A 13536-nucleotide genomic window follows, 5' to 3' on the forward strand; every position below is an offset into this window, starting at 1 on the left:
GCCGTACGTCAAGTCGGTGTCAGGATCGCCGCTTAAGCTGGTTTCATGACCTGGGTCCACCGGGTCAGCGGGTCATCGCGAAGGGGCGGTTAAGGGTGAGTGCGTCGGGCACGGCTGCGGCCGGGCAGGTCGAGCACATGCTGCGCCAGGTGACGCCGGGGCGTTACGACGCCTACGAGGCGCTCCTGCGGGCACTCGCCGCCGACCAGGTGTGGATGCTGCTCTGGCACGGCCAGGCCGGATCCCCCGACGCGCAGTACGGGAACATGGAGGTCGAGGGCCTGGGGTACGCGCCGTGCGTGACCTCCGCCCAGGAGCTCTCCGCCAGTGGCTGGAACCGCTCGTACGAGGTGGTCAGCGGCGTCGACATCTCCCGCACCCTCTACCCCGACCACTACGGCCTCTGGCTCAACCCGCACGCCCCCGGCGGCGGCGTCGGCATCCCCTGGCTCGACCTGCGGCGCATCGCGTCGGGCCTGGACCTGCTGCCCGCGGGCCCCCTCAGGCTCACCGAGCCGGCCATCGAGATCCCCCAGTTCTACGCCCTGCTCACGCAGAACGCGCACCGCACCCCCGCGGTCCGCTCGCTGCGCCGCGCCTGGGTGCAGCCCGCCCTCGGCGCGCCGTATCTGGCCATCGGCCTCGATGTGTACGACACGTCGGCGTCCTCGGTGGACGGGGTACGCACGATGATGCAGCAGTCGATCGCCGCGGTCCCCGACGGCCTGCCCGTCTCGACGGTCGCGATGTCGGACGCGTACGACCCGGTGGCCATGTGGCTGAGCGCCAACGTCAGGCCGTTCTACGACCGCGAGGCCCAGCCCGCCCCGGCGCCCGCGGGCGGGTACGGCTACCCCGCGCCGTACTGAAGCGGACCCGCAGCCGCGCCGGAAGCGCGCTGAACCGGCCACTCCGGCTCGTATACCTGCCCTGACCGTCACGATGTCCGTTCTGGTGGCGGAGGGGTCCTATGGGCTCCCGTGGCGCTTTGTGACCCAACTGCCCCGTGTTCGCCCCTCGTTCACCTGCGTCCGGATAACGGAACACCTCGATCAGCATCACGGTTGCGCATCCATTCCCCGTCAAGGCTGGTAACAGATCGCAACCGCGATGAAGACTCCCGCAGCAGGGGCGCTTCGCCCCGTGCACGACGGACTGATCACATCGCTACAGCGACAAGTGCGGGCCGGTCACCACCGGTTGAGAGGGGTCCCTGCCACGATGACGGCACCATTGCATGACACACCTGCGGACGCGGACCCGACGGCGGACGTCGCTCCCGCAGCTGATGCAGGGGTGAAGAAGGTCGAGGGGCGGTCCCTCAAGCAGATCGCCTGGAACCGCCTGAAGCGGGACAAGGTCGCGCTGGCCGGCGGCATCACCGTGCTCGTCCTGGTCTTCGTCGCCGTCTTCGCGCCCCTGATCGTCTCCCTGCTGGGCCACCCGCCCAACGAGTTCCACCAGGACGAGCTCGAAGACCTGACGAACCTGCCCAAGGGCGCGTTCGGCGGCATGAGTGGTGACTTCCTCTTCGGCGTCGAGCCGAACAAGGGCCGCGACATCTTCAGCCGGATCGTCTACGGCGCCCGGATCTCCCTGCTCGTGGCGTTCCTCGCCGCAGTGGTGGCCGTGGCGCTGGGCACCTTCTTCGGCATCATCGCCGGCTACTTCGGCGGCTGGGTCGACGCGCTGATCAGCCGGGTCATGGACGTGCTGCTCGCCTTCCCGCAGCTGCTCTTCGTGATCTCCCTGGTCTCGGTCCTCCCCGACGACCTGCTCGGCCTCACCGGCAGCGGTGTCCGCATCGCGGTACTGATCCTGGTGATCGGCTTCTTCGGCTGGCCCTACGTCGGACGCATCGTCCGCGGCCAGACCCTCTCGCTGCGTGAACGCGAGTACGTGGAGGCGGCCCGCAGCCTCGGCGGCGGCCAACGGCACATCCTCTTCCGTGAGCTGCTGCCGAACCTGATCGCTCCGATCACCGTCTACGCGACGCTCATGATCCCCACCAACATCCTCACCGAAGCGGCGCTCAGCTTCCTCGGCGCAGGTGTACGCCCGCCGACGGCTTCCTGGGGCGGCATGCTCCGTGACGCCCTTGCGACGTACGAGCACGACCCGATGTTCATGGTCTTCCCCGGCCTGGCGATCTTCGTGACCGTGCTTGCCTTCAACCTCTTCGGTGATGGGCTGCGCGACGCCCTGGACCCCAAGGGAACCCGTTAACAGCCCCAACTGGCTTGCCCCTGCCGCAGCGTCAGGTGGCTCTTCCCATGGTTCTTCAGGCAGCCAAAGCCAAGGACCGCGAATCTCGGAGGATGCGAGAAATGCCCACAGGTTCTTCCAAACGACGGTTGACCGCCGGTGCGGCCCTCGTCGTGGCGGCGCTGGTGACCACCACGGCGTGCGGCGGCGGCAGCGACGACGACGACAGCAAGGGTGCCGGCTACAACAAGGCGATCGGCAACGTCGCGAACAAGTCTGCGAAGAAGGGCGGGACGCTCAAGTTCATCGCCAAGCAGGACCTGGACTCGGCCGACCCGCAGCGCGCGTACTACGGCATGACGTGGGACTTCATGCGGTACTACACCCGCACGCTGATCACGTACGACACCAAGCCGGGTGCCGCGTCCAACAAGCTCGTCCCCGACCTCGCCGAGTCCACGGCGAAGATCAGCGACGACGGCAAGACCTACACGTACAAGCTGCGTTCCGGGCTGACCTGGGAGGACGGCTCGAAGCTGACCTCCAAGGACATCAAGTACGGCATCGAGCGCATCTGGGCGACCAAGGTCATCACCGGTGGCCCCGGCTACCTCAAGTCCACGCTTGACCCCAAGGGCGAGTACAAGGGCCCCTACGAGGACAAGACGAAGGACAAGCTGGGTCTGAAGGCGGTCGAGACGCCGGACGACAACACCATCATCTTCAAGCTGCCCAAGAAGAACGGCGACTTCGAGCAGATGCTCGCGATGCCGTCGGGCACCCCGGTGAAGCAGTCCGAGGACACCGGCGCCAAGTACACCCAGCGCCCGTTCTCCTCCGGTCCGTACAAGTTCCAGAACTACAGCGCGGGCAAGAGCATCACCCTGGTGCGCAACCCGAACTGGAAGAAGTCGTCCGACCCGGTCCGCCCGGCCCTGCCGGACAAGATCTCGGTCACCATCTCGGCGAACCTCGAAGAGAACGACAAGCGCCTGATGGAAGGCGACTACGACGTCGACATGAATGGCACCGGCATGACCCAGTCGGGTCGTACCACCGCCATTCAGGACCACAAGGACAACGTCGACAACATGCAGACGGACTTCGTCCGTTACGTCGCCCTGGTGACCAAGACGAAGCCGTTCGACAACGAGGCCTGCCGCAAGGCCGTCTTCTACGCCACGGACTTCGCGAGCCTGCAGAAGACCCGTGGCGGCGAGGTCGCCGCCGGCGAGATCGCCACCAACGTCTTCCCGAAGTCGATCAAGGGTCACGACGACTACGACCCGTACGGCATCCTCAAGCGCAAGGGCAAGCCGGACGCCGCCAAGGCGAAGGCCCAGCTCAAGGAGTGCGGCAAGCCGAACGGCTTCTCGACCAAGATCTCGGCCCGCACCAACCAGCCGGGTGAGGTGGACGCCGCCACGGCGCTCCAGGAGCAGCTGAAGAAGGTCAACATCAACGCCGATGTCGACCAGATCGACGGCGCCGACTCCTCCAGCATCACCGGCTCTCCCTCGGTGGTGAAGAAGCGCGGCATCGGCATGACGATGGCGGGCTGGGGTCCGGACTTCCCGACCGGCCAGGGCTACGCCCAGCCGCTGTTCGACAGCCGTTTCATCAATGAGAACGGCAACTACAACGAGTCGCAGATCGACGAGCCGAAGATCGACAAGTACTTCGACGACGCGATCGGCACGGTCGACCCCGACAAGGCCGGTGAGATCTACACCGATCTGGCCCACGAGATCGTCGACAAGGCCTACTGGATGCCCTTCATCTACGAGAAGAACATCAGCTGGCGTTCCTCGCGGGCGACCAACGTCTACTCGTCCGCCGCTTACAGCGGTCGCTACGACTACGTCTCGCTCGGTGTGAACGACAAGAAGTAGTCCCCGCCGCCAAGGCAGTCCCACCGCCGAATCCCGCCAGTCCGAAGGGCAGGTGATGGCCCCGGGCGGTGGCCGTGACTCCTCACAAGGGGGTCCCGGCCACCGCCGGGCCGCGCACAGTGCTTGCTTATCTCATCCGGCGCCTGATCGCCGTCATCGTCATGGTGCTGGTCGTACTGCTCGCGACCTTCACCGTCTTCTTCATGCTGCCCAAGTGGGCGGGACAGGACATCGCCGTCCTCTTCGCCGGGAAGTCGTCCGGTGCCGAGCAGCTCGCGGGCATCCGGATCAAACTGGGTCTCGACGACCCGCTGCTCGTCCAGTTCTGGGACTTCGTCAAGGGCATCCCGATGGGGCGTGACTACGCCAACGGGGCCGACGTCACCCACTGCCCGGCCCCCTGCTTCGGATACTCCTTCCGTACCGAGGCGCCGGTCTGGGAAACCCTCAAGGACGCCCTGCCGGTCACCATGGCGCTCGCCGCCGGTGCCTGTGTGCTGTGGCTGGTCGCCGGTGTCGCCACCGGCGTGCTCTCCGCGCTCAAGCGCGGCACCATCTGGGACCGTTCCGCGATGATCACCGCCCTCGGCGGTGTCTCGCTGCCGATCTTCTTCACCGGCATGATCGCGATGGGGCTCTTCGTCCACACGCTCGGCTGGGTGGAGATCGAGGACACCCTCACCACGGACGATCCGATCAACGTCTGGTTCGAGACGATGATCCTGCCGTGGATCGTGCTCGCGTTCCTCAACGCCGCCATGTACGCGCGACTGACCCGCGCCACCATGCTGGAAGTGCTCGGTGAGGACTACATCCGCACCGCGCGCGCCAAGGGGCTCGGCGAGGCCGTCGTCATCAGACGGCACGCGCTGCGCTCCGCCATGACGCCGATCCTCACCGTCTTCGGCCTCGACCTCGGTGTGCTCCTCGGTGGCGCCGTCCTCACCGAGTCCACGTTCAACCTGCCGGGGCTCGGCCTGGAAGCGGTCAAGGCCATCAGCAACAAGGACCTGCCGGTCATCCTCGGCGTCACCTTGTGCGCGTCGCTCGCGATCGCCCTCGCCAACCTCGTCGTCGACCTTCTGTACGCCGTCATCGACCCGCGAGTGAGGCTGGGATGACCGAATTGCACAAGACCGGAGCGGCGGTCGGAGAACCCGTCGTCGACTCGGTCGCTCCCACCGCCTTTCTCGAAGTGCGCGACCTCAAGGTGCACTTCCCGACCGACGACGGCCTGGTCAAGTCCGTCGACGGGCTCAGCTTCCAGCTGGAGAAGGGCAAGACCCTCGGTATCGTCGGCGAGTCGGGATCCGGCAAGTCGGTCACCTCGCTCGGCATCCTCGGCCTGCACACCGCCGGGCAGTACGGCAGCCGCAAGCCGCAGCTGTCCGGCGAGATCTGGCTGAACGGCACGGAGCTGCTCAGCGCGGACCCGAACGAGGTGCGCAAGCTGCGTGGCCGCGAGATGGCGATGATCTTCCAGGATCCGCTGTCCGCGCTGCACCCGTACTACTCCATCGGCCAGCAGATCACCGAGGCGTACCGCGTCCACCACAAGGTGGACAAGAAGGTCGCCCGCAGGCGTGCCGTCGAGATGCTCGACCGGGTGGGCATCCCCCAGCCGGACAAGCGGGTCGACAGCTACCCGCACGAGTTCTCGGGCGGCATGCGCCAGCGCGCGATGATCGCGATGGCCCTGGTGAACAACCCCGAGCTGCTCATCGCGGACGAGCCGACGACCGCCCTGGACGTCACCGTCCAGGCGCAGATCCTCGACCTCATCCGGGATCTGCAGAAGGAGTTCGGCTCCGCGGTCATCATGATCACGCACGACCTGGGCGTGGTCGCCGAGATGGCGGACGAGCTGCTCGTGATGTACGGCGGGCGCTGCGTCGAGCGCGGCTCCGCCGAGAAGGTCTTCTACGAGCCCCAGCACCCCTACACCTGGGGCCTGCTGGGATCGATGCCGCGCATCGACCGCGAGGAGACCGACCGGCTCGTGCCGGTCAAGGGCTCCCCGCCCAGCCTGATCAACCTGCCTACGGGCTGCGCCTTCAACCCGCGCTGCCCCTACGCCGACATCCCCAAGGACCAGATCACCCGCCGTGAGCGCCCCGACCTGCACGAGGTCGCGTCGGGCCACTTCACCGCCTGCCACATGTCGCAGGACGAGCGCACCCGTATCTGGACCGAAGAGATTGCGCCGAAGCTGTGAAAGACGATGCGAAAGATCAGGCGAAGGGCCAGGAGATGACGATCCCGGCGCAGAAGGAGAGCTCACCCGAGCCGCTGCTCAAGGTCGAAGGCCTGGTGAAGCACTTCCCCATCAAGAAGGGGCTGTTGCAGCGCCAGGTGGCCGCCGTGCAGGCCGTCGACGGTCTCAGCTTCGACGTACGCCCGGGTGAGACGCTCGGCGTCGTGGGCGAGTCGGGCTGCGGCAAGTCGACGATGGGCCGCCTGATCACGCGCTTGCTCGAACCGACCGCGGGCCGCGTGGAGTTCGAGGGCGTGGACATCACGCACCTGAGCGTCGGCAAGATGCGGCCGCTGCGCCGCGACGTGCAGATGATCTTCCAGGACCCGTACTCGTCGCTGAACCCGCGGCACACCATCGGCACGATCGTCGGTGCGCCGTTCAAGCTGCAGGGCGTCAAGCCCGAGGGCGGTCTGAAGAAGACCGTGCAGGAGATGCTGGAGCGGGTGGGGCTCAGCCCCGAGCACTACAACCGCTACCCGCACGAGTTCTCCGGCGGTCAGCGCCAGCGCATCGGCATCGCCCGTGCGCTCGCCCTGCAGCCCAAGCTGGTCGTGGCCGACGAGCCCGTCTCCGCCCTGGACGTCTCCATCCAGGCGCAGGTGGTCAACCTCCTGGACGACCTCCAGGACGACCTCGGCCTCACGTACGTGATCATCGCGCACGACCTCTCGGTCATCCGGCACGTCTCGGACCGCATCGCGGTGATGTACCTCGGCAAGATCGTGGAGCTCGCGGACCGTAAGGACCTCTACTCCACGCCGATGCACCCGTACACCAAGGCGCTCCTGTCCGCCGTTCCGGTGCCCGACCCCAAGCGGCGCGGCGTCAAGAGCGAGCGCATCCTGCTCCGCGGTGACGTCCCCTCGCCGATCGACCCGCCCACCGGCTGCCGTTTCCACACGCGCTGCTGGAAGGCGACGGAGATCTGCGCGAAGACCGAGCCGCCGCTGATCGCTCTCGCCTCCGGCCACCAGGTGGCGTGCCACCACCCGGAGAACGCCGAGGACCAGCAGCCGGGCGACACCAAGCTGCTTCAGGTCGCCAAGGAGGCGATCGACGTGGTGTCCGTGGTGAGCAAGGCCGAGGAGACGGCGGCGGAGGAAGCCACGCCGGCCGTGGCGAAGGACGCTCCGAAGACCCTCTCGGAGACCGAGCCGAAGACCGAGCCGAAGACCGAGCCGAAGACCGAGCCGAAGGCCGTCTCGAAGGACGCCCCGAAAGCGGAAGCCAAGGGTCAGGAGTCAACTGACCGCTAGCGCCTGATGACTTGGTAAAAATCAGTCACCAGGTCATGTACACGCCCATACGGGAGAGTGCAGAGTCTGCGTGTCCGTTTCACCGGAACACGCGCGAAGGGATGACTCATGGCACTCTCCCGTTCGGCACGTCTGGGGGCGCTGGCCACCGCCGCCGCCTCCTTCTGCCTCATCGCCGCCGCACCCGGGCCCCACCCGGGCTCCGACGGCGTGGGCGACCCGTACTTCCCGCAGCTGGGCAACGGCGGATTCGACGTACGCCACTACGGCCTCGACGTGGCGTACAACCCCGACACCGACCGCCTCGACGGCCGCACCACGATCACCGCGCGCGCCACCCAGAACCTCTCCTCCTTCGACCTCGACCTCCAGAAGCTGGAGGTGACCAGAATCGAGGTGAACGGCAGACGCGCGAAGTTCACCCGCGACGGCGACGAGATCCGCATCAGCCCGCGCGACCACCTGGGCAAGAACAAGACGTTCACCGTCACCGTCACCTACGGCGGTGTGCCCGAGGCGCTGAGCGGCCCCATCGTCTTCGGCTCCGACTACGGCTGGATGAAGACCACCGACGGCGTCTTCGTCGCCTGTGAGCCCAACGCGGCATCCACCTGGTTCCCCTCCAGCGACCACCCCATGGACAAGGCGGCCTTCGACATCCGCATCAAGGCCCCCAAGGGCCTGACCGGGGTCTCCAACGGCCGTCTGGTCGACACCTACGACAAGGGCGGCCAGACCGTCGCCCACTGGCGCGAGTCCAAGCCCATGGCGACCTACCTGGCGACCGCCACGATCGGGAAGTTCGACGTCAAGAAGGGCAAGACCCCCGGGGGAACCCCGATCTACGTCGCCATCGACCCCGTACTGGAGAACAGCAACAACGTCGACGTGTACGGCGTCACGGCGGAGGTCACCGACTACTGGTCGAAGGTCTTCGGTCCCTATCCCTTCGAGGAGACCGGCGCGATCGTCGACGACATGCCGCAGGCCGGCTTCTCGCTCGAAACCCAGACCAAGCCGGTCTACTCCGCGATCCGCAGCGAGTCGACCATCGCCCACGAGCTCGCCCACCAGTGGTTCGGCGACTCCGTCTCCGTCGACCAGTGGAAGGACATCTGGCTCAACGAAGGCTTCGCGACCTACTCCCAGTGGCTGTGGAGCGAGCACAAGGGCACCCAGACCGCCCGTGAGGCCTTCCTCGCGGGTTACAACGCACGCCCCGCGGACGCGCCCTTCTGGCAGACCGTCGTCGGCGACCCGCAGCGCGACACGATGTTCGCCTCCGCCGTCTACCAGCGAGGCGCGATGACGCTCCAGGTCCTGCGCGAGCGCATCGGCGACAAGGCGTTCTTCAAGCTGCTTCCGGCCTGGACCGCGCAGAACAAGTACGGCAACGCGAACACCGCCGACTTCATCAAGCTCGCCGAGAAGATCTCGGGCAAGCAGCTCGACTCGCTGTTCGAGACGTGGCTGTTCACGAAGGGCAAGCCCGCCCTGTAGCCGCCGCTGCCCGCAAGCCGCCGCGCGGCACCGCCCTGGTGGGGCCCGCACCGGCGGGCAGGTAAGAATGTCGCGTGATTCAGGATCTGTTCAGTCCCTCCGTCCAGCACGCGCTCGACATCGTCGGGATCTTCGTCTTCGCGATCTCCGGGGCGCTGCTCGCCGTGCGCAAGAACTTCGACGTGTTCGGCATCGCCGTGCTCGCCGAGGTCACCGCGCTGGGCGGAGGGCTCATCCGTGACGTGGTCATCGGGGCGGTGCCGCCCGCCGCCTTCACCGACCTCGGCTACTTCATCACCCCGCTGTTCGCGGCCCTCCTGGTGTTCTTCCTGCACCCCGAGGTGGAGCGCACCCAGCTCGCGGTGAACGTCTTCGACGCGGCGGGCCTGGGCCTCTTCTGTGTCACCGGCACGACCAAGGCGTACGACTACGGCCTCGGGCTCACCTCGTCGGCGACCCTGGGGCTCGCCACCGCGGTGGGCGGCGGCGTGCTGCGCGACATCATCGCCAACGAGGTGCCCTCGCTGGTGCGCTGGGACCGCGACCTGTACGCCGTGCCCGCGATCGTCGGCTCCGCGATGGTCGCGCTCTGCATCAACTACGACATGGTGAACGCCTTCACCAGCAGCCTCGCCGTGGTCACCACCTTCGTCCTGCGGCTGCTCGCGCTGCGCTACCACTGGCGCGCCCCACGGGCCTGGCACCGGCGCTCGACCGCGGTGGAGGTGGAGGAGGTGTCGTAGGAGGGCGAGGGCGACGAGACAGAAAAAGCTACCGCTCAGTAATTAGATGTTGTACGTTGCTGCCATGGCAGAGGCAGCATCCATACCGGCAGCGGTGCCCGCGAGCATCGGCGACAGCGAGTTCGACCGCGACACCGCGGTCACCCGGCGGGAGCCCGGCGTCTACGACATCGAGCTCTCCGCCGGGTGGACGATCATCAACGCCGTCAACGGCGGCTATCTCCTCGCGGTCATCGGCCGCGCGCTCGGCGACGCCCTGCCGCACGCCGATCCCTTCACGGTCTCCGCGCACTACCTCACGGCGTCCCACCCCGGGCCCGCCGTGATCCGCACGGACACGGCACGGGCGGGACGGACCCTGTCGACCGGGCAGGCCTCCCTCTTCCAGTACGACGAGGAGGGGCGCGAGGTCGAGCGGATCCGGGTGCTCGCCTCGTACGGCGATCTGGCGGGCCTTCCCGACGACGTCCGTACGACGGCCAAGCCGCCCGCCCTGCCGCCGCTGGAGCAGTGCTTCGGCCCGCAGGACGCTCCGGACCACCGCCCTGTGCCCGGCAGTTCCGCGATCAGTGACCGGCTCTTCCTGAAGCTGGACCCCTCCACCCTGGGGTGGGCGCTGGGCCAGCCGTCCGGCAAGGGGGAGATGCGGGCCTGGTTCGGCCTCGCGGACGGCCGTGACGCGGATCCGCTGTCGCTGCTGCTCGCGGTGGACGCGCTGCCGCCGACGGCCTTCGAGCTGGGCCTCTCCGGCTGGGTCCCGACGGTGGAACTGACGGTCCATGTCCGCGCGAAGCCGGCGCCGGGCCCGCTCCGGGTCTCGATCACCACGCGGAACCTCGCCGGTGGCTTCCTGGAGGAGGACGCGGAGGTCTGGGACAGCACGGACCGCCTGGTCGCCCAGTCGCGGCAACTGGCGCGGGTCCGGCTGGGCTGAGAGTCCCGGCCCGGATGGGGGTCGCCCCTGCTCATCAAGAGCTTGGGGGAGTTTGAGGCCATCTCCTCAGCCGACCCACACCACCCCCGCATAAGAACCCCCCGCGACCACAACCCACGCACAGAGCCCCAGCGCCGCCACCCGCCCCCCGGTCCGCGCCAGCGAGGGCAGATCCACCGCGGCCCCGAGCCCGAACAGCGCCGCGGCCAGCAGCAGTTCCTGCGCGTGCCCCGCGACATCGAGGACGGAACCCGGAACCCACCCGGTGCTCCGCACGGCGACCATCACCAAGAACCCCGCCACGAACAACGGAATCACCGGCGGGCGCCTGCGGCCCACCACCCCACCCGACGCGGACCGGGCCCGGTGGGCCAGCGCGACCCCCGCCACCAACGGCCCGAGCATCGCCACCCGCATCAACTTCACGAGAACCGCGTCCCCCAGGGCCCCCGCCCCCGCGGTCTGCGCGGTGGCCACCACCTGCCCCACGTCGTGGACGCTCGCCCCCGCCCACCGCCCGAACTCCACGTCGCTGAGTCCCAACGGACCCTGCAGCAAGGGCAGTACGGCAATGGCGAGCGTCCCGCAGAGCGTCACGAGCGCCACCGACACCGCGGCGTCCCGTTCCTCGCTCTCCGTCACCTCACTGACCGCACCGATCGCGGACGCCCCGCAGATCGAGTAGCCGGTGGCGATCAGGAGCGGCTGGTCGCCGGGCAGCCCCAGCCGGCGGCCCAGCCACCACGTCCCGAAGAACGTCGCCGTGACCACCCCGAGCACCATCGCCACCGTCGCCCAGCCGAGCCCCAGGACGTCGTCCAGGCTCAGCTTCAGGCCGAGCAGGACGATGCCGAGCCGCATCAGCCGCTTCCCGGCGAGGGAGAGCCCCGCCCTGCCCCGGCCCCGTACGACGGCCCGCACGCCCGGTACGTGCGCCGCCGCGAGGCCGAGCACCACCGCGGCCGTCAGCATGGGGACGGCGGGGACCAGCGCGTGCGTCACCCAGGCCACCGCGACACCGAGGACCGCGAGAGCGAGCCCCGGCAGCGGGCTGGGGCGAGGGCGGGGAGGTGTGCCCGCGGTGACCGGCGGTCGCTGGCCGAGCAGCGCCATCAGAGGTCGGCCGGCAGGTCGTACACCCGGCGCACGCTGGTGCCGAGGCGGGAGATGTCCGCGCCGTACACGTGCAGCGAGATCGCCCGCTCCGTACCGGCGTTCCGGACCCGGTGGATGTCGCCGGGCGGCGCGAAACCGCACACCGAGCCCCGCGGGTTGACCCGGTCCTCCGTGGCGACGAGCCGGGCAGGGACGCCGGACGCGGCCGGGACGAGCCGGTAGCGCCGCTCGTGCTCCGCGCCCTCGTGGACCCCGGTGACGCACCAGGAGACGTGGTCGTGGACCGGCGTGCACTGACCCGGCAGCCAGACGAGGCCGACCACCGAGAAGCTGCCGTCGTGTTCGGCGTGCAGCAGATGCTGACGGTAGCGCCCGGGATCGCCCTCGCACTGCTCGTCGGCGAGCAGATCGGCCGCGCCCATATGCGGCGCGAGCCGCTCGCCGACCACGTACGCGGTCAGATTGGGCGGCAGCCCCCGGCCGACGGCCTCGCGGACGCCGGCGACGAGGGCGTCCAGGCGCCCGGTGGTACGGGCCGCTCGGTACGCGGTGGTGGAGGCACTCATAGGGGCAGCGTCCTGCCGCCCCTCCATCACGTCCAACGACAGTTTCTAAGCCCTGCCCCAACTTCTGCTTATGGATGGCGGCGTCCGGCCGGGGCGGAGCGCCTCAGCAGCCCACCCGGTTCGCCGCGACCGCCTTCAGCTCCTCCAGCACCAGCGCCGTCGCGGGAATGTGCAGGTGCTCCCGGAGCGCGTACGCCGAGACCTGCCGCCGTGACGCCGGATCCAGGGCCCGTCCCGTCACCTCGCGGTGGCGCAGGAAGTTGAGGACGAGCCCCGGCATCATCGCGATGCCCAGACCCTCGGCGACCAGGCTCTGGATGACGAGGTTGTCGTCCGTGGTGAAGGCGATGTCCGGCGCGAAGCCCTGCTCGGCGCACTCGTGCAGGAAGTTGGCGCGACAGCGCAGGCAGCCCGCGATCCAGCGCTCGCCCGCCAGGTCGACGAGGCGCACGGAGCGCCGCCGGGCGAGCGGGTGGCGGGCCGGCATCAGGACCGTCAGCTGGTCCTCCATCAGCGGGATCTCCACCACCTCGTCCGGCACGTCCTCGTGCAGGCCGGGATAGTGGAAGGCCAGCGTGATGTCGCAGTCGCCGTCCACCAGGCGCTGGAGCGACTCCGGCGGTTCGTTCTCCTGGAGTTCGACGCGCACGCCTGGGTGGCTTCGCGCGAGTCGGGCCAGCGCCTCGGGGATGAGGGTGGCGTTGGCGCTGGGGAAGGCGCAGATGCGGACGCGGCCGGTGCGCAGGCCCGTGATGGCGTTCATCTGCTGCTGGGCGGCGTCGATGTTCCCGAGGATGATCCCCGCGTGCCGGGAGAGCGCCTCGCCCGCCTCGGTGAGGCGCATCTTGCGGCCGACGCGGGTGAACAGGACCGTGCCGACGGACCGTTCGAGCGCCTTCATCTGCTGGGTGATCGCAGGTTGCGTATAGCCCAGCGAGCGGGCGGCGGCGGAGTAGGAGCCGGTGCGGACCACTTCATGGAATGACCTGATGTGCCGGGAATCGAACACGCTTGAATCATATGCGGGGCCCGGAAAGAGCCGACAGGTCCCCCTTCCCCGTGCAGCC

12 protein-coding genes are annotated in these 13536 nt (G+C 68.6%); 9 read left to right on the top strand and 3 right to left on the bottom strand.

Going from position 1 to position 13536, the window contains the following annotated elements:
• The first annotated feature begins 95 nt into the window (after positions 1 to 95).
• The 9 genes from ACFUPX_RS05760 (at position 96) to ACFUPX_RS05800 (ending at position 10787) form a co-directional block, all read left to right on the top strand.
• Positions 96 to 869 carry an enhanced serine sensitivity protein SseB C-terminal domain-containing protein gene (locus tag ACFUPX_RS05760; protein ID WP_383316562.1) on the top strand — a complete coding sequence of 258 codons (774 nt, stop codon included), beginning with the start codon at positions 96 to 98 and terminating at the stop codon, positions 867 to 869.
• Positions 870 to 1221: 352 nt separating this feature from the next.
• Positions 1222 to 2226 carry an ABC transporter permease gene (locus ACFUPX_RS05765; RefSeq protein ID WP_383316566.1) on the top strand — a complete coding sequence of 335 codons (1005 nt, stop codon included), beginning with the start codon at positions 1222 to 1224 and terminating at the stop codon, positions 2224 to 2226.
• 101 nt (positions 2227 to 2327) lie between these two features.
• A complete protein-coding gene (locus tag ACFUPX_RS05770; RefSeq protein ID WP_383316569.1) occupies positions 2328 to 4097 on the top strand; it encodes an ABC transporter substrate-binding protein in 1770 nt (589 codons plus the stop codon).
• Positions 4098 to 4216: 119 nt separating this feature from the next.
• Entirely contained in the window at positions 4217 to 5218 is a 1002-nt protein-coding gene (locus ACFUPX_RS05775) for an ABC transporter permease (RefSeq protein ID WP_383316998.1), read from the top strand.
• On the top strand, positions 5215 to 6312 hold the full coding sequence (locus tag ACFUPX_RS05780) for an ABC transporter ATP-binding protein (protein WP_383316572.1): 1098 nt from the start codon (positions 5215 to 5217) through the stop codon (positions 6310 to 6312). Before ACFUPX_RS05775 ends, ACFUPX_RS05780 begins: the two co-directional genes overlap by 4 nt.
• A gap of 35 nt (positions 6313 to 6347) precedes the next feature.
• Entirely contained in the window at positions 6348 to 7610 is a 1263-nt protein-coding gene (locus ACFUPX_RS05785) for an ABC transporter ATP-binding protein (RefSeq protein ID WP_383316574.1), read from the top strand.
• A 108-nt stretch (positions 7611 to 7718) separates the two neighbouring features.
• Positions 7719 to 9110: a M1 family metallopeptidase gene (locus ACFUPX_RS05790; RefSeq protein ID WP_383316578.1), complete on the top strand. Its 1392-nt coding sequence runs from the start codon at positions 7719 to 7721 to the stop codon at positions 9108 to 9110.
• A 74-nt stretch (positions 9111 to 9184) separates the two neighbouring features.
• Entirely contained in the window at positions 9185 to 9853 is a 669-nt protein-coding gene (locus ACFUPX_RS05795) for a trimeric intracellular cation channel family protein (protein WP_383316582.1), read from the top strand.
• Between the two features lie 64 nt (positions 9854 to 9917).
• Entirely contained in the window at positions 9918 to 10787 is an 870-nt protein-coding gene (locus tag ACFUPX_RS05800; RefSeq protein WP_383316585.1) for a thioesterase family protein, read from the top strand.
• 66 nt (positions 10788 to 10853) lie between these two features.
• Here the strand turns inward: ACFUPX_RS05800 and ACFUPX_RS05805 are convergent, their stop codons facing one another.
• The 3 genes from ACFUPX_RS05805 to ACFUPX_RS05815 form a co-directional block, all read right to left on the bottom strand.
• Positions 10854 to 11900, bottom strand: a complete 1047-nt coding sequence (locus ACFUPX_RS05805; protein WP_383316588.1) for a YeiH family protein — start codon at positions 11898 to 11900, stop codon at positions 10854 to 10856.
• Entirely contained in the window at positions 11900 to 12469 is a 570-nt protein-coding gene (locus ACFUPX_RS05810) for a cysteine dioxygenase (RefSeq protein ID WP_383316591.1), read from the bottom strand. Before ACFUPX_RS05810 ends, ACFUPX_RS05805 begins: the two co-directional genes overlap by 1 nt.
• Before the next feature lie 103 nt (positions 12470 to 12572).
• Positions 12573 to 13478, bottom strand: coding sequence for a LysR family transcriptional regulator (locus ACFUPX_RS05815; RefSeq protein WP_383316594.1), 906 nt, complete (start codon positions 13476 to 13478; stop codon positions 12573 to 12575).
• Positions 13479 to 13536: the final 58 nt, after the last annotated feature.

This window comes from Streptomyces sp. NPDC057302, assembly GCF_042667685.1.
Classification (GTDB): Bacteria; Actinomycetota; Actinomycetes; order Streptomycetales; family Streptomycetaceae; genus Streptomyces.